Origin of the sequence: Aggregatibacter kilianii, assembly GCF_003129965.1 — a bacterium.
Lineage (GTDB): Bacteria > Pseudomonadota > Gammaproteobacteria > Enterobacterales > Pasteurellaceae > Aggregatibacter > Aggregatibacter kilianii_A.
The window spans coordinates 125,464-147,556 of the sequence record NZ_NRCJ01000008.1 but is presented as its reverse complement, the minus strand read 5'-3'; the positions used below and the strand labels follow the sequence as shown (position 1 = coordinate 147,556).

At 46.1% G+C, this 22,093-nt stretch carries 21 protein-coding genes and 3 tRNA genes; 15 read left to right on the top strand and 9 right to left on the bottom strand.

Annotation, left to right across the window (positions count from 1 at the left end):
• Positions 1-107 precede the first annotated feature (107 nt).
• The 4 genes from DK430_RS07850 to wecA form a co-directional block, all read right to left on the bottom strand.
• A tRNA-Pro gene (locus DK430_RS07850) sits at positions 108-184 on the bottom strand.
• A 2-nt stretch (positions 185-186) separates the two neighbouring features.
• Positions 187-262: transfer RNA gene (locus DK430_RS07845), tRNA-His, on the bottom strand.
• A 31-nt stretch (positions 263-293) separates the two neighbouring features.
• Positions 294-370: transfer RNA gene (locus DK430_RS07840), tRNA-Arg, on the bottom strand.
• Positions 371-536: 166 nt separating this feature from the next.
• Complete coding sequence (wecA, locus tag DK430_RS07835) at positions 537-1,610, bottom strand: UDP-N-acetylglucosamine--undecaprenyl-phosphate N-acetylglucosaminephosphotransferase (RefSeq protein ID WP_109078524.1); 1,074 nt, start codon at positions 1,608-1,610, stop codon at positions 537-539.
• Between the two features lie 127 nt (positions 1,611-1,737).
• Here wecA and hemL point away from each other — a divergent pair, with 127 nt between their 5' ends.
• On the top strand, positions 1,738-3,021 hold the full coding sequence (gene hemL / locus DK430_RS07830) for a glutamate-1-semialdehyde 2,1-aminomutase (protein WP_109078523.1): 1,284 nt from the start codon (positions 1,738-1,740) through the stop codon (positions 3,019-3,021).
• A gap of 65 nt (positions 3,022-3,086) precedes the next feature.
• On the opposite strand, the gene DK430_RS07825 is transcribed toward hemL, so the two are convergent.
• The 3 genes from DK430_RS07825 to map all read right to left on the bottom strand — a co-directional run bounded on the left by DK430_RS07825 (position 3,087) and on the right by map (position 7,388).
• On the bottom strand, positions 3,087-3,908 hold the full coding sequence (locus DK430_RS07825; protein ID WP_109078522.1) for an FkbM family methyltransferase: 822 nt from the start codon (positions 3,906-3,908) through the stop codon (positions 3,087-3,089).
• Positions 3,909-3,930: 22 nt separating this feature from the next.
• Entirely contained in the window at positions 3,931-6,519 is a 2,589-nt protein-coding gene (gene glnD / locus DK430_RS07820) for a bifunctional uridylyltransferase/uridylyl-removing protein GlnD (protein WP_109078521.1), read from the bottom strand.
• Between the two features lie 65 nt (positions 6,520-6,584).
• A complete protein-coding gene (gene map, locus DK430_RS07815; RefSeq protein ID WP_109078520.1) occupies positions 6,585-7,388 on the bottom strand; it encodes a type I methionyl aminopeptidase in 804 nt (267 codons plus the stop codon).
• A 131-nt stretch (positions 7,389-7,519) separates the two neighbouring features.
• Between map and erpA the strand changes: the two genes are divergently transcribed.
• From erpA to mrcB, 3 genes are read left to right on the top strand one after another with little or no spacing between them, the layout of a single operon-like run.
• The gene (gene erpA / locus DK430_RS07810; RefSeq protein WP_109078519.1) at positions 7,520-7,861 is read left to right on the top strand and encodes an iron-sulfur cluster insertion protein ErpA; all 342 of its coding nucleotides are present in this window, start codon (positions 7,520-7,522) and stop codon (positions 7,859-7,861) included.
• Position 7,862: 1 nt separating this feature from the next.
• A complete protein-coding gene (locus tag DK430_RS07805) occupies positions 7,863-8,225 on the top strand; it encodes a YacL family protein (RefSeq protein ID WP_109078518.1) in 363 nt (120 codons plus the stop codon).
• Positions 8,226-8,255: 30 nt separating this feature from the next.
• Complete coding sequence (mrcB, locus tag DK430_RS07800; protein ID WP_109078517.1) at positions 8,256-10,649, top strand: penicillin-binding protein 1B; 2,394 nt, start codon at positions 8,256-8,258, stop codon at positions 10,647-10,649.
• 171 nt (positions 10,650-10,820) lie between these two features.
• On the opposite strand, the gene DK430_RS07795 is transcribed toward mrcB, so the two are convergent.
• Both DK430_RS07795 and DK430_RS07790 read right to left on the bottom strand, forming a co-directional pair.
• Complete coding sequence (locus tag DK430_RS07795; RefSeq protein ID WP_109078516.1) at positions 10,821-11,258, bottom strand: DUF4156 domain-containing protein; 438 nt, start codon at positions 11,256-11,258, stop codon at positions 10,821-10,823.
• Positions 11,259-11,275: 17 nt separating this feature from the next.
• Entirely contained in the window at positions 11,276-12,079 is an 804-nt protein-coding gene (locus DK430_RS07790) for a Slam-dependent surface lipoprotein (protein ID WP_109078515.1), read from the bottom strand.
• Between the two features lie 429 nt (positions 12,080-12,508).
• Here DK430_RS07790 and DK430_RS07785 point away from each other — a divergent pair, with 429 nt between their 5' ends.
• The 11 genes from DK430_RS07785 (at position 12,509) to DK430_RS07735 (ending at position 22,088) form a co-directional block, all read left to right on the top strand.
• On the top strand, positions 12,509-14,416 hold the full coding sequence (locus DK430_RS07785; protein ID WP_109078514.1) for an FTR1 family iron permease: 1,908 nt from the start codon (positions 12,509-12,511) through the stop codon (positions 14,414-14,416).
• 41 nt (positions 14,417-14,457) lie between these two features.
• The gene (locus DK430_RS07780) at positions 14,458-14,979 is read left to right on the top strand and encodes an iron transporter (RefSeq protein WP_109078513.1); all 522 of its coding nucleotides are present in this window, start codon (positions 14,458-14,460) and stop codon (positions 14,977-14,979) included.
• Positions 14,980-15,165: 186 nt separating this feature from the next.
• Complete coding sequence (locus tag DK430_RS07775; RefSeq protein ID WP_109078512.1) at positions 15,166-16,575, top strand: Fe-S-containing protein; 1,410 nt, start codon at positions 15,166-15,168, stop codon at positions 16,573-16,575.
• Positions 16,576-16,577: 2 nt separating this feature from the next.
• Positions 16,578-17,903, top strand: a complete 1,326-nt coding sequence (locus DK430_RS07770) for an ABC transporter permease (protein WP_109078511.1) — start codon at positions 16,578-16,580, stop codon at positions 17,901-17,903.
• Positions 17,890-19,029, top strand: a complete 1,140-nt coding sequence (locus DK430_RS07765; protein ID WP_109078510.1) for an ABC transporter permease — start codon at positions 17,890-17,892, stop codon at positions 19,027-19,029. The genes DK430_RS07770 and DK430_RS07765 overlap by 14 nt, the downstream gene beginning before the upstream one ends.
• A gap of 1 nt (position 19,030) precedes the next feature.
• Positions 19,031-19,702, top strand: a complete 672-nt coding sequence (locus DK430_RS07760) for an ABC transporter ATP-binding protein (RefSeq protein WP_109078509.1) — start codon at positions 19,031-19,033, stop codon at positions 19,700-19,702.
• Positions 19,692-20,186 (top strand): TlpA family protein disulfide reductase, encoded by a 495-nt coding sequence (locus DK430_RS07755; protein WP_109078508.1) that lies wholly within the window; start codon positions 19,692-19,694, stop codon positions 20,184-20,186. The genes DK430_RS07760 and DK430_RS07755 overlap by 11 nt, the downstream gene beginning before the upstream one ends.
• Positions 20,187-20,189: 3 nt before the next feature.
• Positions 20,190-20,501: a c-type cytochrome gene (locus tag DK430_RS07750; protein WP_109078507.1), complete on the top strand. Its 312-nt coding sequence runs from the start codon at positions 20,190-20,192 to the stop codon at positions 20,499-20,501.
• 129 nt (positions 20,502-20,630) lie between these two features.
• A complete protein-coding gene (locus tag DK430_RS07745; RefSeq protein WP_109078506.1) occupies positions 20,631-21,296 on the top strand; it encodes an HAD family hydrolase in 666 nt (221 codons plus the stop codon).
• Positions 21,297-21,474: 178 nt separating this feature from the next.
• Positions 21,475-21,819: a type II toxin-antitoxin system RelE/ParE family toxin gene (locus DK430_RS07740; protein WP_109078505.1), complete on the top strand. Its 345-nt coding sequence runs from the start codon at positions 21,475-21,477 to the stop codon at positions 21,817-21,819.
• Positions 21,816-22,088, top strand: coding sequence for a helix-turn-helix domain-containing protein (locus tag DK430_RS07735; protein WP_204352530.1), 273 nt, complete (start codon positions 21,816-21,818; stop codon positions 22,086-22,088). Before DK430_RS07740 ends, DK430_RS07735 begins: the two co-directional genes overlap by 4 nt.
• The last annotated feature ends 5 nt before the right edge of the window (positions 22,089-22,093 follow it).

Here is a 22,093-nt window from a genome sequence, read left to right as displayed (position 1 = left end):
CTCACTCTATTTCTAAATCTATCAAAAACGAATCTTCAAGTGCCCACACAGTTTGTCTGATTGATTGTTAAAGAACAAAAAATTCTGAGAAATCTCAGAATTAAAAGTGGTCGGCGAGATAGGATTTGAACCTACGACCCACTGGTCCCAAACCAGTTGCGCTACCAAGCTGCGCTACTCGCCGGATGGGGTGGCTAATGGGACTTGAACCCACGACAACCGGAATCACAATCCGGGGCTCTACCAACTGAGCTATAGCCACCATATTGAATTAGCTGAACTTGCATGACCTCTGGCGCGCTCGACAGGATTTGAACCTGCGACCTTTGGCTCCGGAGGCCAACGCTCTATCCAACTGAGCTACGAGCGCTAGAAGCGTCGTTGCGGGGCGTATATTAAAAGTTTAAAAAGTGGTTGTCTAGTCTTTTTTTACAAAATTTTATCGCCAGCTATTTTTTTATGCAAAGTGAATAGAATTTATAAAAATTCTGATTATTTTTTGTTTAATTTTAACTTTTTAGTGAAAACGTTAACTTCTATTTAGTTTTGGAACGTTTTGCCGCACGGCGCTTCATACGCCGTATCCAGCGGGTAATTTTCCATGCCCGCGTAATAGAATAGGAATAAAGAAAGAAAAGAATAATGAACGCAATGAACATCACCCATTCATTAATATAGTAGATCTCCCCCAAAATTCCGAAACCCGCACACAATGCCGCTACAAAGGTAATCAGTAAAAATGCTTGCCGAGAGGTCAATCCGGCGCGCACCATCAAATGATGGACGTGTAAACGATCTGGACGGAATGGGCTTTTTCCTTTTCTTAAGCGTCGATAAATAATCGCCACCATATCCACTAACGGAATAGCAATGACCCAAAGTGCGGTCACCGGATTCATCGGATGCCCCTTACCCTGCGTGCTCAATAACAGAATCCAAATAATCGTAAAGCCGATTAAAGTACTGCCCGCGTCTCCCATAAAAACTTTAAATTTTGGACCTAACGGAATGCCAAGGTTCATCATCAAATAAGGGAAAATGGCAATAATTAATCCGAAACTCCAATAAGCCAAATCCATTTGTCCGTCGCGATACATCAAAATGCCGATTGCTGCAAAAGAAACGCAAGATAAACCTCCGAGCAAACCATCGATGCCGTCAATCATATTAAAGGCATTAATAATTCCAATGGTTGCCAATACGGTAATAATTAAACCGATAGATCCCAAGGTTAGCTGGAACGGCCCCAAAATTTGCCCCAAATGATCGAGATAAACATTCCCCATATCAATCATTAAAATGGCTAAAAATGCCTGAATACCGGCGCGCAAAAAAGGACTGATGTCGTAACGATCGTCAATAATCCCCATCAGCAACAACACCAAAATACTGAATAAATAAAGATAAGGTAAGCGGGTTTGATCCCATTGCATGAGGTAAAAACAAAGGTTACCCATAAATAACGAAATTCCGCCAATCAACGGAATGGCGCCCTGATGGCGTTTGCGGTAATTCGGTTTATCCACCAAGCCGAAGCGAATTGCAACGGGGCGCATCACGAGTAAAGTTAAAAATGCCCCCAAAAATGTAACAAATAACGTCAGTAACATAGGTCTTCCCGTGAAAATAAAATGCGCAAAGCATATCACAAAGGCAAAAGGCTACATAAATATTTTTACTCACATTGGCTTTTTTCAGTACAATAGCGAACATTTTTGAACATAAGGATAAAAAACGATGACAAATTCGACCGCACTTTTTTCCCGCGCCCAACATGTGATTCCGGGCGGTGTCAATTCACCGGTCCGCGCCTTTAACGGTGTGGGCGGGACACCGGTGTTTATTGAAAAAGCGCAAGGCGCGTATATTTACGACACGGATGGCAAACAATACATTGACTACGTCGGCTCTTGGGGACCAATGATCTTAGGGCACAACCACCCGTCAATTTTAAATGCCGTCATCAAAACTGCGCAAAACGGTCTCAGTTTCGGCGCACCGACGCCGTTGGAAATCGAACTTGCCGAATTGGTTTGCCAATTGATTCCTTCCATTGAGCTGGTCAGAATGGTGAGCTCCGGCACGGAAGCTACCATGTCCGCTATTCGTCTAGCGCGCGGTTACACCAAGCGGGATAAAATCATTAAATTTGAAGGCTGCTATCACGGTCACGCAGATTCCTTGCTGGTAAAAGCCGGCTCCGGCGCCTTAACCTTAGGACAACCTAACTCCCCAGGCGTACCGGCGGATTTCGCCAAACACACCCTCACCTGCACCTATAACGACTTGGATTCCGTCAAGCAAGCATTTGAGCAATACCCGAACGATATCGCCTGCGTCATCGTCGAGCCCGTTGCCGGCAATATGAACTGCGTCCCGCCGAAAAACGATTTTCTACAAGGCTTACGCAAACTTTGCGATCAATACGGCGCCGTGTTTATCATTGATGAAGTGATGACAGGTTTTCGCGTGGCATTAGGCGGCGCGCAGCGTTATTACAATGTAACACCGGATTTGACCTGCCTGGGCAAAGTTATCGGAGGCGGTATGCCGGTGGGTGCGTTCGGCGGTAAAAAAGAGATCATGCAACACATTGCGCCGACCGGTCCGGTTTATCAGGCGGGAACCTTGTCCGGCAACCCGATTGCGATGGCAGCGGGCATCGCTTGCTTAACGGAATTGAAAAAAGACGGCAACGAGCAAAAACTCGCACAACAAACAGAAAAACTGGCGAAAGGCTTACAGGCGTTAGCAGCAAAACATCAGGTGCCGTTTACGGTCAATTATGCGGGCGGTATGTTCGGCATCTTCTTCACCGACAAACAAGAGGTTTCCTGCTATCAAGATGTGATGGCGTGCGACACGGAAAAATTCAAACGCTTCTTCCACAAAATGTTGGATTTAGGCGTTTATCTGGCACCATCGGCATTTGAAGCGGGATTCATGTCTCTCGCCCATTCCGATGAGGATATTGACCGCACTTTGGCGGCGGCAGATATTGCTTTTGCCGAATTGGCGTAATCACGGATATAAAAAGTGCGGTGGATTTTAAAAACGTTTTGAAAATCCACCGCACTTTTCTTTGCTTAACCTTTTACCAAACGGGAGAAGTAAACCATTTCCCCTTCCGTTTTCACCTCGATCAATTTATTTTCCCGATGTTGTGCAATACAAAGTTCATTGCTTAACACATAGTCATATCCCAAGCTTTCCACAAATGCCAACAATTGCGCCCTTTTAGGTAACATTTTAGGCATTTGTTCGCCCCACACCTCAAATAATAACGGCGGAAAACCCGAATTTCGTAGAAATCTTTTTGCACCCTGTAACACTTCCAGCTCCCAGCCTTCCACATCAATTTTGATTAAATGTACTTTTTCATCAGGCCAATCTGCAAACAGCGAATTTAATGTGTTGCATTCCACTTCCTGATATTCGGAATATTCTTGTGTCCAACCGCAAGAAGCAAGTTGTTGATTAATCTCATCGGAAATGGAAAAGGCTCCAACATTAATGGAGCGATGAACATCTAACAGCGGAATTCGAATCGTTTCCCTTTTGTTACCTAACGCCATATTGTAGGCATGACAATGCATCAGATTATTCAGAAATAAATTGCCGCAGAGCTGGTAAAACACCGGCCGCTGCGGTTCAAAAGCAAAAATTTTACCGTGACGGGGCTGAATATATTTTCCCATGGGAATCGTCCACGCGCCTAAATTGGCGCCAATATCGAACAATACCGGATTTTCAATGCCTTCAATCAAAAATTGAGAAATCGTCAGCAAAAACTTTTCCCAGGTTTCGCCGCGCCGTAGGCGTTCGGTGATGTAATCGGGTCCGCGAGTCGAAAGCAAATAACGCACATTATCAACAGGATAAATATCGCATAAAGGTTCATTAGTCATTTTGATTCTCTTGTGGTTGTGGTTAATTCAGTTGTAATAATTGTTCGGTGAGTTGTTTTCTTTCGGCGCTGTTTAACGCCCTGCCTTCTTTGTTGGTCAAAATAAAAAAGTCTTCCACTTTTTCGCCGTTCGTGGTGATTTTCGCGTTGAGCAAATTCAGTTCCAGATCGCAAAAGACCGCACTCACATCCGCCAGAAAGCCCGCCTGATCCAACGCAAACAGTTCCATCTCCGTTTGATCGGTTTTTTCCGTATTCAAAAAACGCACTTCGGTTTTCACATGGAAATGTGCCAGTTGATGTTTTTCACGCAGACGTTGTTTATGGATCACATCGGAAGTTAGGCTCTCCGTCAACGCCGCCTCCAACATACGACGACGATCAAACGGCAAGACGGAACCGTCGAGCTCGGTGACGATAAAACTGTCCAGCACATAACCGTCTTTCGCGGTAATAATTTGTGCGTCGTGAATACTGAGTTTTTTGGCGCCGATGGTGCTCACCACTTTATTAAACAAGTTCGGACGGTCTTTGGTATAAACGAAAATTTCCGTGCCGCCGGCGGAAAACCGGTTGCTCACTTTCACCAGCAAATCCCCCTGAAATTCGGCAAGTAATTGTGTATGCCAGCTAATTTGTTGCGGTGAGTTGCGTAAAAAATAATCCAGCGGGCAACATTGCCACAATTTTTCGATTTGCCGCTCGGAAAGTGCGGTGTTTTTTTCGCGTATTTCCTGCAAAGCCAGCTTGCGATGTTCTTCGGCTTTTGCCCGATTATCCAATAAGGATTCCAGACCTTGGGCGAATTGTTGCGTGGTGTAGTCGTACAAGGTCGCCAACAAGGAACGCTTCCAACTGTTCCATAGGGTTTCGTTGGTCGCCACAATATCGGCGACGGTGAGGCAGGTTAAATAATCCAAGCGCACCTGATTACGCACCAGTTCGGCGAAGCTCAACACGATTTCCGGATCGTGAATGTCCCGCCGTTGTGCCGTGACGGACATCAGCAAATGCTGTTCCACCAACCACGCCATGGTTTCCGTTTCCCGTTGGTCGAAGCCGTGCAAAATGGCAAACTCGCGCACATCCACCGCCCCCAGCAATTCGTGCGCCCCGCCACGTCCTTTGGCGATGTCGTGAAATAAGGCGGCGATATACAACAAAGTGCGGTCGGAAATTCGGCTGAATATTTGATGGCAGATAGGATGGCTTGACGCCGAGGCTCCGTCTAAAAAACTTTCCAGTTTTAACATCACGCGCAAAATATGCTCGTCCACCGTGTAACAATGGAACAAATCAAACTGCATTAAGCCGACGATATTGCCCCATTGCGGCAAATAAGCGGTCAGCACGCCATATTGGTGCATAGGAAAAAAGGCGCGCTTAATGGCGTCGGGTTGATTAAACAGGCGTACGAATTTTTCCCGCGCCGCCGGCAAATCGCACAAATAGCCTTGTCGTTGATCCAGCGCCAAATAAAGCTCGCGCAACACGGAGGAATGAATCTCCGCCTGCGGAAATTGGGTTAAATAATAGAAAAGATCGAGAATGCTTTCCGGTTGTTGTTCAAAACATTGGTGGTTACGCAAGCAAATGGATTGATTCGTCAGACTGAAATTGTCGTCGAGCATTTGCTCGCTCACCACTTCATGAGACGTTAAAAAATGTTCCTGATAATGCTTCACCAACAATTCGCTTAACAAAGAAATGGAATGCAACGCCTGAAAAAACTGCTTCATCATGGCTTCCACGCCCTGATTTCCCTCGCCTTGAAAGCCCAATAATTCGCTTACTTTCAACTGGCGATCAAACAGCAGGCGGTTGTCATAACGCTTTAAAATTAAATGCAAAGCGTACCGCACTTTAAACAGAAACTGCTGGCTTTTCAGTAATAAGGCGTGTTCCGCCGGATGAATGAAACCCGCCTGCAAAATTTCCTGTAAATTTTTCGCGCCGTTGTGGCGTAGCGCAATCCAATACAACAAATGCAAATCACGCAACCCGCCCGGGCTGTATTTGATGTCCGGCTCCAGATTGTAAGACGTGTTATTATAACGTTGATAACGTTCGTTTTTTTCTTGAATTTTCGCCTGACAGAAATCCGTTTTCGACCAAAAATCCGGTTGTTGTACCAACGCCACCAGTTGTTTGAACAAATCGCGACTGCCGCATAAATAACGCGCTTCCAGCAAATTAGTAGCAATGGTGATGTCCGCCAGCCCCTCCGTTTTGCATTCCGCAAGAGTACGAATGCTTGAACCGACGTTAAATCCGCTATCCCATAAAAACTGCATGAATTGCCCGAGTTTTTCCTGCAATTCGGGCGTTGCCGGTTGCGCCGTTAAAATCAAAATATCCAAATCGGAAAGCGGGAACATCTCCTCCCGTCCGTAACCGCCCACGGCAATGAGGCTCAGTGCGGGATTTTCGGCAAAATGAAAATGGCGCCATAAATGGGAAAGTAATTGATCGTAAAAAGCGGTGCGGTTGGCAATCAGTAAATCCACGGCGATATCATCAAAGTTCGCCTGTTCAAACTGTTTTAAATTTTCTCTCTGAATTTTGACCGCACTTGGTGTGAGTTCGGCTTGGGTGTCGTAAGGGAAAAGCATAGGTCGTCTTGCAAAAGCAGAAAATAGAAAAAATCCGCCACGGAAACGTAGCGGATTTCAGTTAATTAAACATTCACCATAACGCGTTGGATGCGCCCTTCGGCAATTTCTTCATCACGGATGGTCATCACTTCACAGCCATTTTCCGTCACCACGATTTGATGTTCAAATTGCGCGGAATGGCTGCGATCTTTGGTTTTCACCGTCCAACCGTCGCCCATTAAACGCACTTCTTTTTTGCCCGCGTTAATCATCGGCTCAATAGTAAACACCATGCCCGGTTTTAAAATCACGCCACCATCGTCCGCGTAATAATGCAACACTTGCGGTTCACAGTGGAATTCTGTGCCCACGCCATGCCCGCAATATTCGCGCACCACGCTGAAGGTTTGCGATTCCGTATATTTTTGTACCGCGCGACCGATTTCATTGAGACGAATCCCCGGTTTCACCGTACGCAAGCCGACATAAAGGGCTTCTTGCGCCGCATCGACTAGTTTTTTACTACGCAAATTCGTTTCACCGACAATGTACATTTTGGAATTATCGCCGTAATAACCGTCTTTAATAACGGTAATATCGATATTTAAAATATCGCCTTTTTTCAGGTGTTTATCGTCACTCGGAATGCCGTGGCAAACCACTTCGTTGAGGGAAATGCAGGTGGCTTTCGGGAAACCGTGATAATTCAGCGGCGCCGGAATCACTTTTTGCACGTTCACCATATAATCGTGACAAATGCGATCCAGTTCGCCGGTGGTGACGCCCTCTTTAATATGAGGTTCAATCATCACCAAAACGTCGGACGCCAGTTTACAGGCTTCACGCAGTTTAACAATCTCAGCTTCCGTTCTTAATGGAATAGTCATCTTCATCTCCCTGTATAAAAATTATTGCGCGGAATTATAGCACTTACCTATTGAAAAATCCTTGATAAATTCTTGAATGGCGTAGTGGCTTATTGGATAATACGGGCTTAACTAAATCGTGGGGAATCACAATGACAGAGATATCAGTTCCGTTAACTTTTACCGACGCGGCGGCGCAAAAAGTTAAATCCTTAATTACCGAAGAAGAAAATCCGGCGCTTAAATTGCGCGTGTATATTACCGGCGGCGGTTGCAGCGGTTTCCAATACGGCTTCACCTTCGACGAGAAAGTCAACGACGGCGATCTGACCGTGGAAAATTCGGGCGTGCAATTAGTCATTGATCCGATGAGTTTGCAATATTTAATCGGCGGTACCGTTGATTACACCGAAGGTTTGGAAGGCTCGCGCTTTATCGTGAACAATCCGAACGCCTCCTCCACTTGCGGTTGCGGATCCTCTTTCAGCATCTGACATGGATTTTCAATTTACCTCTCACCAAGGCAACACCGTCGCGAAATGCTCAATGGAGCATGAGGCCTTTGCCAACTGGTTTAATATCGAAGTGCGGTCGAATCCACAGCTAATTTCCACCGCACTTTTTCATTTGCAACATTTACCGGCGCTTCACGAGGCGGACATTGTCTTAACCGGTGCCGAATACAGCTTATATATCAATGCCGATGAAGTGATGGCGAAAGCGAATAATCTCGCCATCGACAATCAAGAAGTACTTGAAGACGGCTTCTATTATTATGACGACGAAAGCATCGCCTTTTGCGGGGTTGAAGATTTCGCCCGTTTTCTGCATTCTTACTTGGATTTTATCCGCCCTTAATTCCAACATTCAGCCCGAACGGTAACGCACATGGCAACAAAACAAGATCAACACACTTCCACCGAACAGCAACCGACAAAGTCGAAACGATCTTGGAAAATGTTGCTGTTAAAAACCGCCTTTACCTTCTTTTGTATGCTGTTTTGCTATTCCGCCTATTTGGATTGGCAAATTCGCAGCAAAATGGACGGACAAATCTGGCGTTTGCCGGCGGAAGTGTATAGCCGTATCGAAAGCATTCGGGTTAGTGACGGCTTAAGCCTGGAGCAAATCAAACAAATCCTGCTGGATAACGAATATCGTCAAACCACCATGATTGCCGCGCCGGGCGATTTCAAAATTGAAGACAACACCATCGTGCTGCTGCGTCGCGGTTTCCCGTTTCCTGATACACCGGAAGCCCAACGGGTGTTCCGTCTGCGTTTTCAACAGAACAAACTGGCGGTGATCGAAGATCTGATTAACGTCAAAACCATCGACGAATTCCGCATGGCGCCGAAGCTCATTGCTATTTTGCAATCGGACAAAGAAGAACGCCTTGCCATTTCTTTGCAACAATATCCGCGCTTACTCATCGATGCGTTGTTATTAACGGAAGATCGCCGCTTCTTTGAACATGACGGCATCAGCCCGCTCGGCATTTTACGCGCCATGATCACCAATATTCAGGCAGGACAAACGGTGCAAGGCGGCAGCACGCTCACACAACAGTTAGTTAAAAATTTATTTTTAAGCAACGAACGCACCCTCAGCCGTAAAGTAAACGAAGCCTTGATGGCGTTGATTCTGGATTGGCGTTACGACAAAAATCGCATTCTGGAAACCTATTTAAACGAAATTTACCTCGGACAAAACGGCGATAACCAAATTCACGGTTTTGAATTAGCCAGCCAGTTTTATTTCGGGCGTTCCGTGCGGGAAATCAGCTTGGATCAAATTGCGTTGTTGGTGGGCATGGTGAAAGGTCCGTCGCTGTATAATCCGTGGCGTAACCCGAACAATGCCCTTGAGCGCCGTAACGTGGTCTTGCATTTGTTACTGGAACACAAAGTCATCGGTGAAGAACTCTATCAATTATTGAGCCAACGCCCGCTCGGCGTGCAGGAAAAAGGGAAAATTAGCCGCAAATACCCGGCATTTATCCAAACCTTGCAAACGGAATTACGCCATCAGCTCGGCGAAGGCAAAGCGGGCAACTTATTGGGTGCGCGGATTTTTTCCACCTTAGACGTAAAACAACAGGATCGCGCCGAACAGGCTGTGATCAACGCCGTGTCCGATTTACAGGTGAAACACAAAAATCCGCATTTGGAATCTGCCATGGTGGTCGCCGATTATCAAACCGGCGAAGTACGCGCCATTGTGGGCGGCTTGCAAACCCAATTCGCCGGCTTTAACCGTGCCTTAACCGCAAAACGTCAAATCGGTTCCTTGGTAAAACCGTCCATTTATTTGACCGCACTTATGTACCCGGATCAGTTCCGCCTCAACACGCCAATTAATAATCAGCCGATTACCATTAACGTGAAAGGCAGCCCGCCGTGGCAGCCACGCAATTACGACCGCAAATACAGCGGTTCCGTGATGCTGATGGACGCGCTGGTGCGTTCCCTGAATATTCCGACGGTGAACATCGGTATGAAGCTCGGTTTAACCAAAGTGATTTCCGTGCAACAAGCCATGGGCTGGGATAAAGTCGCCATTCCGAAAGTGCCGTCCACCCTGCTCGGCTCCTATTCCATTTCGCCCTATGATGTGACGAAACTTTATCAAACCATCGCCAACGAAGGTGCCAGCGTGCCGTTAAACACCATCAACAGTGTGACAGACAGACAAGGCAATGTGATTTATGCGCGCGAATTTGAACCGCAACAAGTGGTGCCAAGGGAAGCCGCCTTCCAAACCCTATTTGCCATGCAACAGGTGGTGGATCGCGGTACGGCGCGCAGTTTGCAAAAGGATTTCGCACCGTTACATTTAGCCGGCAAAACCGGCACCACCAATGATGCCCGCGATACTTGGTTCGTGGGTATCGACGGTGAGAACGTCACCACCGTTTGGCTGGGACGCGACGACAACGGCGAAACCAAACTCACCGGCGCCAGCGGCGCATTGCAAGTGTATAAAGATTATTTACAACGCGCCACCGTCCGCCCGTTAAAATTACATAAACCGCAAGACATCAAATGGGTCGGTATTAATGCCTACGGCGGCTGGGACTGCGCCAGCTCGCGCACCATTCCCGTTTGGGCGGACAGAAATCAGTCTTTCTGCCAACAAGCTCCGTTGACCCAAACCGCCAACATCGTCACCAACGCCCCAACGCAAACCAACGCCAACACCACAACCAAACCGGAAAGCGTGTGGGATGTGTTAAAAGAAGACAACGCCGCCCCGGTGGAAGAAGCGAAACCGGCGAATTAGTTTGGTATGGTTTAAATATAAAAATACAGCTGAAATTGACCGCACTTTAAATCTTACAATCTAAAGTGCGGTTACTTTTTTGTGCGTTTTTTATGGAGTTACGGAATCGCAGAAAAAACACCGTAAAAAAAGACCGCACTTTGGCGGTCTTTGTTTAGTTCAGGAAAAAATTTAACCCTTCTTGGATTCTTGTTTTACCGGTTCCTTCTCTCCACATTCAAAAATTTGTCCAACAACTTTATACCCGGTCATTGTCAGATGCGGATAATCTTTACTACATTCACCGCCACAAGTGATTCCTTCTTCTATAATGCGCAATGTAATTCGTTTGTTGGATCTTCCTACGATTTCTGCTGCCTGATTACGCAAATCATTTAATGCGCTATCGCGCAATTTTTCTTTACTATATCCCCGAGTAAATTGATCAACGCTATCTTTTCCTTCGGCTTCGCCCAATACATGACAACCGTATGGTGTTGCACGAACCGTCGCAATGCCCCGAGCTTCAGGATTTAATTGTTTTCCGACATACGGGTCAAAGTCCACACATCCGCTTAAAACAGAAGCGGCAACGGTTACAAAAGTTAAACTTGCAATTAATTTTTTCATTTTAATACTCCTAATTATTACTTGGTTCTTTCAGCACTGAAACTGGTATTTAAATCTTTAACTGATTCATCAAAGGTTGCTTTACCCGCCACTTCCTCTGCATTTGGTCCGAAGAATTTACCCTCATATTGACCTTCTCGACTGGCAAAGAACGGAAAATTTCCTTCAGCGACAGCTTTACCATTAAAGCCATTTCCTACAATTGGAGCTTCATGTAAGGAAATATTTCTTCTAGGGTAACTCATGTCTAATTCACCTTTAATCGTTTTATTATCAAAGTTGGCAATTAATGTTGCATCCCCTACGTTTCTTACGCCATTATTCACATTATCATAACGACTAGCATTCCCTTTATAAGTCACAACGCCTTTCTTAGGAATATTGGCTTCCGGTGTTTCATATCCGAAATAGAAAATATCACGAGTCGGATCTTTGCTTGCATTCCAAGCTGTTTTTAGCGCGAACGATAATACATTCCCTGTTAGTCCACCGATAGCCTCTGTTGCTTTACTAATCGCAAATTTAGTTACTCCATCAACGACTACCATATCAATATTATCTTCTTTTTTAAATGCGCCGTTAAAAGAATAATTGCGGTTGTAACCTGATAATTCGCCGACTTTTTTATTTCCTGACATAATATCAGCGCCATTTAACTCACCCTTCTCAAAGGAATCTTTAGAAATAGTTAAATCAGAATTGGTTAATTTTGTTTCCGGGATGGGATTAGACTGATTATTATCCCCACCGCCACCACCTCCGCTACAGGCGGTGATGACGATTGAGCTTAACAATAGCGTGGAAAACGTAAGTTTACGCATAGTATGGTTCCTCTTAGTTAGTTGTTTAGGTTAGAAAAAATATAAAAATAACGGCGAAATTATAAATCAAAAAAAAAAAAATAAAGCCAAAGTTAAAAATCTTTCAAATAATTACTTTAAACCTTAATTTTTAAATGAATTTTGACAAAATAGACTTCACAAAATAATTATTTCAATAAATAAAATAATTCCCGAAATATATCGTCATCACCAACGAAAAAACACCTTGAAAAATGACCGCACTTTTCCCCCCGCATCCCCTCACTAAAAAATCACAAAAACGTAAACAACTTGTTTCAATTTTGTAATAACTGCTACATAGATCACATTTCAATGAAAAGTGGGGGATTTTTCCTTGCACTCTGAATTTATTAGAGGATAATTATTATCAATTACAAGTAGGAATAGTTTCACGATAAGGAGATGGGTATGCGTTTTTCCCGTTGGTATCAATGTATTCTTTTTAGTCTTTTTCTTTTGTTTTCGGCGCTTTCCCATGCGGAAGATAACTATCAGGCATGGGTGCAGGATATTGAAAATCGGTTGGATAAAACCGCCGCACTTTATGCCGAAAACAAAACCGATGATGCGCAAACGGAAGTGCAAATGGCGTATTTTGAGGTGTTTGAAAATCTGGAAGGACCGATTCGCATTAACTTCTCCGCACAAAAAAGCTATCAAATGGAAGCCACTTTCGGCGAAATTCGTAAAATGATTCGCGACGGTTTGCCGCAAGATCAGGTGAAAGCCAAAATCGACGGGCTGAAAGCCGAACTTCAGGAAGTGCTTCCCTCTTTAAAAGACGGTCATCAACTCAACGCCTCCGGTCAACATGGCGTGTATGAAAACCAAACTATCGCCGCCCACTGGCAAAAAAGTTTTAAAACCATTGACGATTTATTAGCTCAAGCCATGACGGCGTATGAAGCGAAAGATTACGCCACCGCCAAAAAACTGGTGCAACAAGCGCAGTATGACGGTTTTAAAAATTCCGAAATGGAAATGTCCATCCGTCAAAACCGTTCCGCCGCCATTTCCGCCAATTTCAATCAACAGTTTTACGATCTCATCAAACTCAGCGAAGTGCCTGATCAAATCAGCAACTTCGGCTATCAAATCACCACATTATTGCAAGACATTGAAGAACAGCTTCCGGATTTGCCGACCACTCGTGACGATCAAATAGAACAACCTGCCAACCAAACCGTTGCCGATACCACGCCGGATAAAGACTGGGCACAAATCAGCGTGCAGGTGAACACGGGAATTCAACAAGCCATCGGATTGTACGAACAAGGCGAAGCGAAAAAAGCCATGTTGGCGGTGCAAGATACTTATTTCGATATTTTTGAAAACACCGGCATGGAGAACAAAATCGGCTCCCGTGACAGCAACTTTAAAGCGCAATTGGAAGGTTATTTCACCCGCTTGGTAAGTTTAATGAAAGCCGGTGCGGAAAAAGAAAAGTTACAGGAACAAGCTACCGGGTTAAGTCAGGATTTAACCAAAGCGGTAGAAATGTTACAGGGTGGAGAACAAACCGCGTGGAGTATGTTCTTATACAGTCTGCTCATCATCGTGCGTGAAGGCTTGGAAGCCTTATTAATCGTTGCCGCCATCGTGGCATATTTAGTAAAAAACAACCATCAGGACAAACTGCCGGTGATTCGCCAGTCCGTTTATGTGGCGTTAATCGGTAGCGTCATTACCGCCGCCATCTTCCAACTGATTTTCTCCAATTCCGGTGCCAGCCGTGAACTGCTAGAAGGCTTCACCATGATTATCGCCGTAGTGATGTTATTCATGATGAGCTACTGGCTGTTGTCCAAAGTGGAAGCGCAGAACTGGAAGCGTTACTTAGAAGGCAAACTGTCCACCGCGCTCACCACAGGTTCTTTAGTGGGATTATGGTTCACCAGCTTCTTAGCGGTGTATCGTGAAGGCGCGGAAACCGTGCTGTTCTATTACGCCCTTGCCGGCGACGCGAAAAGTGCGGTGGATTATTTCTATCTTTTCGGCGGCTTCTTCCTCGGTGTGATTATCCTCGCCGTGTGCTATTTCATCATGCGCTACACCGTGGTGAAATTGCCGCTCAAACCGTTCTTTATGTTCACCGGTTCTTTCATGTATTTAATGGCGTTCGTGTTTGCCGGTAAAAGCGTGTTGGAGCTGATTGAAGGCAAATTATTCGAGCCGACCTTGGTTTCCGGCGTACCGGAAATCCCGTGGTTAGGCGTTTATCCTTATGTAGAAACATTGGTTCCGCAGGCTGTGTTGTTGGTCGCCGCTGTTTTTGCGTTAATTTATATGAAGTACCAAAGCAGAAAATCCGTTTAATTTAAACGACAAATACTTGTTAAGTTAAGGAGAAACTAAGTATGAAAAAAACATTAATCGCCACCGCACTTTTGGCAGGCATGATCACCGCGCCGGCAGCTTTAGGCTTTAAAGAATATCCGATCGGCGAACCTGTCACCATGAATGAAATGGAAATTGCCGCCGTGTATTTGCAACCTATCGACATGGAGCCGCGCGGCATGGGCTTACCGGCAGCGAAATCCGACATTCACTTAGAAGCCGACATTCATGCCACCAAAGGCAACAAAAACGGTTTCGGTGACGGCGAATGGATGCCGTATTTAACCATTCAATACACTTTAGTGAACGCCGACACCGGTGAAAAACAAGAAGGGACTTTCATGCCGATGGTTGCCAGCGATGGCCCGCACTACGGCGCCAACATCAAAATGATGGGCGTGGGTAACTATAAATTAACTTACCACATCGACCCGCCACCAAAAGCCGGTATGCACCGTCACACTGACGAAGAAACCGGTGTTGGTCGTTGGTGGAAACCGTTTGACGTGAACTATGAATTTAAATTCACCGGTTTGAAATAATCCTTTCAGGTGTGAATAAAAATTAAAATCAATAAAACACCTTGAGGCATATCAAGGTGTTTTTGTTTATTTGGGTGCATAATTAATACATTTTTCAAAAAGATCCTTCCCTCCCCCGTAAACGGAGGGAGCCAAGATAATTTAAAAAATAAGCAATATGATTCATTCAAATACTCGGAGTAAGCTATGAACTATTTCTTTGTTTTTCTTATTCAAACCCTACTCCCGATTTCTGTGCTGCTCGCTTGCAGCTGGGTACGTTACCCGCAAGCCGACTTCAAAAAACTCATTTGGCTTTCCCTTTTCGGCTTTATTGTCGGCAGTCTCATTACCTTAAATTTACCCGCAACCCAAAGCGCAAAACTCACCGTCGCCATTGTCGGTTTGTGTATTTTACTGTTTGCTTATTTCAGCCAATTTCTTCATTGGCAAAAACTCAATGGCTTTTGGCATATTATGTTGTCCGTGCTCGCCGGACATTTGTGGGCGAAAGATCCGAACATCGCCGCCATCACCGGCACGGATGTGATTAATACGGATTTTTTACTGCACCTCAGCGCCATTGTTCTCGGTTTCCTTTTCTGCTTAATTGTCGCCGGCTGGCTGTTCATTTTATTTCAACAACAAAAAACACCTAAAAAAACGACCGCACTTTCCATCCTGTTAACCACGCTTTTTACGCTGTTATTGATTACTCCGCTCATCGGCGATGTATTGCTGATTTTAATGAAGTTGCAAGTGCTGGAACTTACCAAAGTGCGGTTAAGTTTTGTAGCGAAATCCGGCAATATTGCCACTTATTTGAATTACATTAACGCCGCCGTGCTGGCGTTTATCGTGCTTGTTTTTACTTTTAAAACATATTTACCGCGCGTTCGTCAGGTCGCACTTGAACAGCAACCTATCGAAAAACGCAAAGCCATTGCCGCCAAACGTACCTCCGCCAAAATCATCGGTTACGGCTTGACGGCGGTTGTTATCGTTCTGTCATCCCAACTTTACTGGGACAAAATCGCCTCCCAACCGCCGCAACTTTCCGAGGCGCAACGCATCACGTTGGATGCGGAAAACAACGTGCGCATTCCGATTCAACAAGTGAAAGACGGCAAATTACACCGTTTCCTTTGGATCGCCGATGACGGCAAAGCGGTACGTTTCTTTGTGATTAACCGCCTGCCCGACAAACTCAGCCTCGCCGCCGTGTTCGACGCCTGTATTTTATGCGGTGACCAAGGTTATGTGATGGAAGGCAACCAAGTGGTGTGCGTGGGCTGCGGCGTGCGTTTGTTCACCCCATCCATCGGCAAACCGGGCGGTTGTAACCCTGTGCCCATTGACGACTGGAAGCAAACGGAGACGGAAGTGGTCATCAGCAAAAAAAGTTTGGAAGAAGGCTTGAATTACTTCACCACCGTCATTGAAATTGAAGTCACGGATCCCGTTAACGGCAAGAAACTCACCAACACCAAAACGGAACATAAATACAGTTACAACGATAAAACCTATTTCTTCAGTGATGAAAAGAACCTGAACCTGTTCCGCGATAATCCTGAAGCCTATTTAAACAAAGCGTCTGCTGCGAAAGAGGAGAAATAATCATGTTGGCAAGAATGTTATTTCAATCCTGGCGTTACGGGTTAAAACGCAAACTCCTCGCCATCGTGACCATTTTCCTCGCCGCCGGCTTAATTTCCGCCTTGCTTGCGGTGTCTATCGACATCGGCGACAAAATGGCGAAAGAACTCAAATCCTACGGTGCAAACATTTTGGTGGAACCTGCCAGCAGCGCCATTTTGCCCGATGAAGTAAGCGGCAATAATTCTCTCGCCACACAGGATTTTTTAGACGAAAAAGAACTGCCGAATATCAAAGACATTTTCTGGCGCAACAATATCGTCGGTTTCGCGCCATTACTTAGCGCGCAAGTGAAAGCCAACACAACAAACGGTAGCGAGCAGGACGTTGAAATTCTCGGCACGTTTTTTGATCATCAAATCGCCGTGCCCGATGAAGACGACTACCACACCGGGCAAAAAATCATCAGCCCTTATTGGCAGGTGGAGGGCGAATGGGTGAACGACGCCACCGATAATTTCGGCGAACAGATTCCGGCGTTGCTGGGTGCGCAACTTGCCAAGCAGCATCAATGGAAAATCGGTGACGTGATTACTTTACGCTATCAACCGGATGAAAACGCACCGCAGCAACAGCTTAACGCCATCGTGAAAGGCATTGTCAGAACCGGCGGCACGGAAGAACAACAACTGATTCTGCCCCTAAGTGCGGTGCAAAATTTACTTGGATTGGAAGGCAAAGTACAGGCGGTGAAAGTCTCTGCGCTCACCGTGCCGGAAAATGAGTTATCCCGCAAAGCGCGCGCCAACGTGGACGGCTTGGCGGCGGAAGAATATGACCGTTGGTATTGCACCGCCTATGTTTCCTCCATTTCCCACCAGTTGGAAGAAGCCATTTCCGGCGCCATTGTTCGCCCGATTTGGCAAGTAGCCGCCTCCGAAGGCGTAGTGATTGAGAAAATCCAATTGTTGCTCGCCGTGGTCACCCTTGCCGCCCTTATCGCCGCCGCCATGGGAATTGCCTCATTAATGACTACCACCATCATCGAACGCAGCAAAGAAATCGGCTTAATGAAAGCCCTCGGAGCCTATCAATGGCAAATCGTCTTGCTGTTTTATTGCGAAGCCATCATCAGCGGCATCATCGGTGGCGTGCTGGGTTGCGTTGCCGGCTGGGGCTTGGCACGTTTTATCGGCGCAACGTTGTTCGGCGCGCCGCTCAGTTTCGCCTGGATCGTCGTGCCTTGCGTGTTGGTGATTTCCGTGTTAATTGCGGTCATCGGCGCCTGGTTCCCGGCACATCGTATTGCCCGTCTTTATCCTATCGAGGTGCTTTATGGCAGACAATAAACCCATAAATATGTTCTGGCGACTGGTGTTGCGCGCCCTGCGTTTACGCTTACAACGGGTGTTCATCATTTTTGCCGCGCTCACCGTGGGTGCCAGTATCGTCACCGCCATGGCGGCGGTGTATTTCGACATCAACACCAAAATGAGTCAGGAACTTCGCACTTTCGGCGCCAACTTTTATATCGGTTCTAATAACGGCGGCTTAATTAAAGTGGATCAGGTGCAAGAGATTATTAACCAAGCGCCGAAAGGCTTAATCACCGCCGCAAGCCCCTATTTATACGGCGTCACCCGCAGCGATCTGGAAAAAATCGTCATCATGGGCGTGTGGTTTGAAGACATGAAAACCCTCGCCCCCTACTGGCAAATCACCGGCACGCCCATCGGCGTGAACTTCGACGAACGCAACGCCATGATCGGCAAAACCCTTGCGGAGCGGTTAAATTTAAAAGTCGGCAGCAAACTGACCTTAAGCCTGAATGCCGTGGATAAGCACCAGTTCACGATTAAAGCTATCGTGGAGGCGGGCGACGCCACCGACAATATGCTCATCGTGAGCTTGGATTTCGCGCAAAACTGGCTGGAAAAAGAAAACCTCGCCACCAATGCATTGCTTAATGTGAAAAACGATCAGGGGCAAGTGGAGCAATTCGCCCAACAATTACAACAACAATATCCCGATTTAGACATTCATCCGATTCGCAAAGTCTCCGCCTCCGAAGGGCAGATTCTGGATAAAATCAAAGGCTTGATGGGTTTGATTTCTGTGGTAATTTTGATTTTGGCGACGCTGTGCGTAAACACCACCTTAATCGCCATTGTGGGTGAACGGGCAAAAGAATTTGCATTACAAAAAGCCCTCGGCGCGAAAAGCCGGGACATCATCAAACAAATCGGCGCGGAAACCCTAATCATCGCCGTATGTGCAATTTTCAGCGGCTTGATTATCGGCTATTTATTGGCGCAAGTGCTCGGCTTAACCGTGTTCAAAGCCTACATTGACATGCGCCTGCCAGTGTTGCCGATCACCATCGGATTATCCTTATTAGTGGCGTTCATCGCGGTTATCGTCCCGACCCGCCGCGCCTTAGAAATTCAAACCGCCAATGTGTTAAAAGGGGAATAACATGGCTAAAACCGTTATCGAGACACAGCATTTATATAAACGATTCGGGCTGGTGACCGCCCTTGAAGACATCAACATTCAAATTGCCGAAGGCGAATTTGTGGCGATCATGGGTGCCTCCGGCTCAGGCAAAACCACGTTAATGAACATTCTCACCGGGCTGGACACCGCCACCGAAGGCAAAGTGATTTTAGACGGCGTGGACGCAGCGCAATTGGACGAAACGGGCAGACAACGTTTCCGCGCGGAAAAAATCGGCTTGGTGTTCCAACAATTCCACTTAATCCCCTATTTAACCGCCTTGGAAAACGTCATGCTGGCGCAGCATTATCACAGCGTAGTGGACGAAACCGCCGCCAAAGCGGTATTGGATCAGGTGGGCTTGGCGCACCGTATGGATCACCGCCCAAGCCAACTTTCCGGCGGGGAACAACAACGGGTGTGTATCGCCCGCGCGTTGGTAAATCAACCACCGGTGATTTTCGCCGACGAACCGACAGGCAACCTCGACGAAAAAAACGAACATTTGGTGCTGGATTTGCTTACGGAATTAAACCGCCAAGGGCGTACTATCGTGATGGTGACGCACAATCCCGACTTGGGCAAACTCACCAATCGCATTATCTATCTGCAACATGGCAAACTACTGGGCGAGGAAAAAAATGCGGGCTGACTTCCTTCGCTTTCTCGGCATAAGTGCGGTCGTTTTTTTCAGCGTTTCTTGCAAGGAAGAGACCGCACAAATCGGACAACCCGCGCCGGAAATCGCGGCGTTCGATTTACAGGGCAATAAAGCCGAATTAAGCGACTGGCGGGGCAAAACCCTACTCATTAACTTCTGGTCGGAAACCTGCGGTGCCTGCATCGTCGAATTGAAAACCCTGCAACAATGGGCGGAAAAATACCCGAATCACGTCCAGCTGGTCGCCATGAACATCGACGGCGAAAACGCCGACACCCAAGCCATCGTCAGCAAACGACAATTAAGTTTGCCCGTATTCAAAGATCAAATGAAAATCACCGCCGAGCGCTACCAACTCGTCGGCACGCCGACTTCATTTGTTATCGCGCCGAACGGCAAGCTGTTACACAAATTTGAAGGCTTACTTTCCGAAAACGATTTACAGCAACTTTTCAACCCGACGAAAAACGAATAAACCATGAAAATACGCTACGCTACCCTATTCTTTCTTGCCGCCTGCGGCACCAGCACCGCACGGGCAGAACCCGACATTGCGCACGGACAAAAAGTATATAACCGCGCCTGCGCCCTTTGCCACGGCAAGCAGGCGGAAAAGCCCGCCATGGGACAATCCAAAATCATCAACACGTTCTCCCAAGATCAAATCATCCAAGCCCTGCAAGATCGCAAAAGCGGCAAAATCGAAGGCGGCGGTAACCGCGCCAAATCCACCCTAAGCGAACAGGATATGCAAGACGTGGCGGGCTATGTGGAGACATTGAAGAAATAGCGGAAAAAGTGCGGTCTGTTTTGAAAGTGTTTTTGTAATAGACTATACCGGCGCGTGTCTCCTGACGCGTGCCCATTAAATTGAAAATACAAGCACGCGTCGGGAGACGCGCTATCATGAGGAAACCCTATGCTACAAGCAATTATCTTTGATATGGACGGCGTGATTGTCGATACGGAATTTTTAGAATACGACTTACAAGCGCAATTTATTGATTCCATTAAAGAACACGACCGCACTTTAACCCCGCTCGAACGCTCGGAAGTGGTGGGCAAAGGGCTGGCGGAAATTCCCGAAATCGTGAAAAAATTAAGCGGTTCATCCCTCTCTTTAGAAGAAATCAAACAACGCTATTTTGATTTTTTCAAACAGCTTTTTGCCACCGTGGATTACCTTTCCATTTTTCGCGGCGACATTCATAAAATCATTGATTTTGCCAAACAAAACGGCATTAAATTAGCGGTCGCCTCCTCCTCTCACCTTGCCCACATTCAAAACATCCTGACCCAATGCGACATCATTCAGTATTTTGATCTTATCGTCAGCGGAGAACAATTTGAACGTAGCAAACCCGATCCCACCATTTATCGCTACACTCTCGAAAAATTAGGCGTGCACGCCAAAAGTGCGGTCGCCATCGAGGATTCTTTTTTCGGCATCCAAGCCGCAAAAGCCGCCGGCATTCCCGTCATTGCCTACGAAGAAAAACGTATGCACATTGACCAATCCAACGCCGACTACTGCGGTAAAAACATGAACGACATTTTAGCGATTATTCGGCAGTTGCATGGATAGGAAAAGTGCGGTCGGCTTTGAACGTGTTTTTGAAGTTGAAAAATGTTTAAAAAAATGACCGCACTTTATCTTTGCGATCCGGCTTCCAAAATTTATTCCGGAAACTTTTCTTATCAACCTAATCCATTAGAATAACCCTATTATAAATATTACATATATGTTATATTAAGGTTGCTCTATGTGGAATCTTATTTTCTACGAAACTCAATTAGGACGTTGCCCGGTTGCTGAATTTATCAACGATCTGCCGGCAAAATTACAAGCCAAAGCATTGCACGATCTTGATTTGTTGCAGGAATTTGGCAATAAACTATCAATGCCTTATTCCAAAGCCATGAGGAGTGGCATATTTGAGCTAAGAATTACACAATCTACTAACGCAGCCCGTATTTTTTACTTTTTCACCCAAGGTGAAAACATCATTATCACTAACGGTTTCATTAAGAAAACACAAAAAACGCCGAAAAATGAATTGGCTAGGGCACTGGAATATAAACACGATTATCAGGCAAGGAATTCATGATGAAATTTGAAGACTTTAAACAACAGGCATTACAAAATCCCGAAGTCAAAACCGAATACGATCAACTCACGCCACAATATGATCTTATTCGTCAAATCATTCAATTACGCCAAGAACAGCAACTCACCCAAAAAGGCTTAGCGGAAAAAACCGGTATCGCCCAAAGTGCCATCAGCCGTTTTGAATCGGGTAATCACAATCCTTCACTCGCTTTTTTACAACGTATTGCAGAGGGATTGGGGAAGAAGGTTTATGTGGAGTTTCGATAAACTCA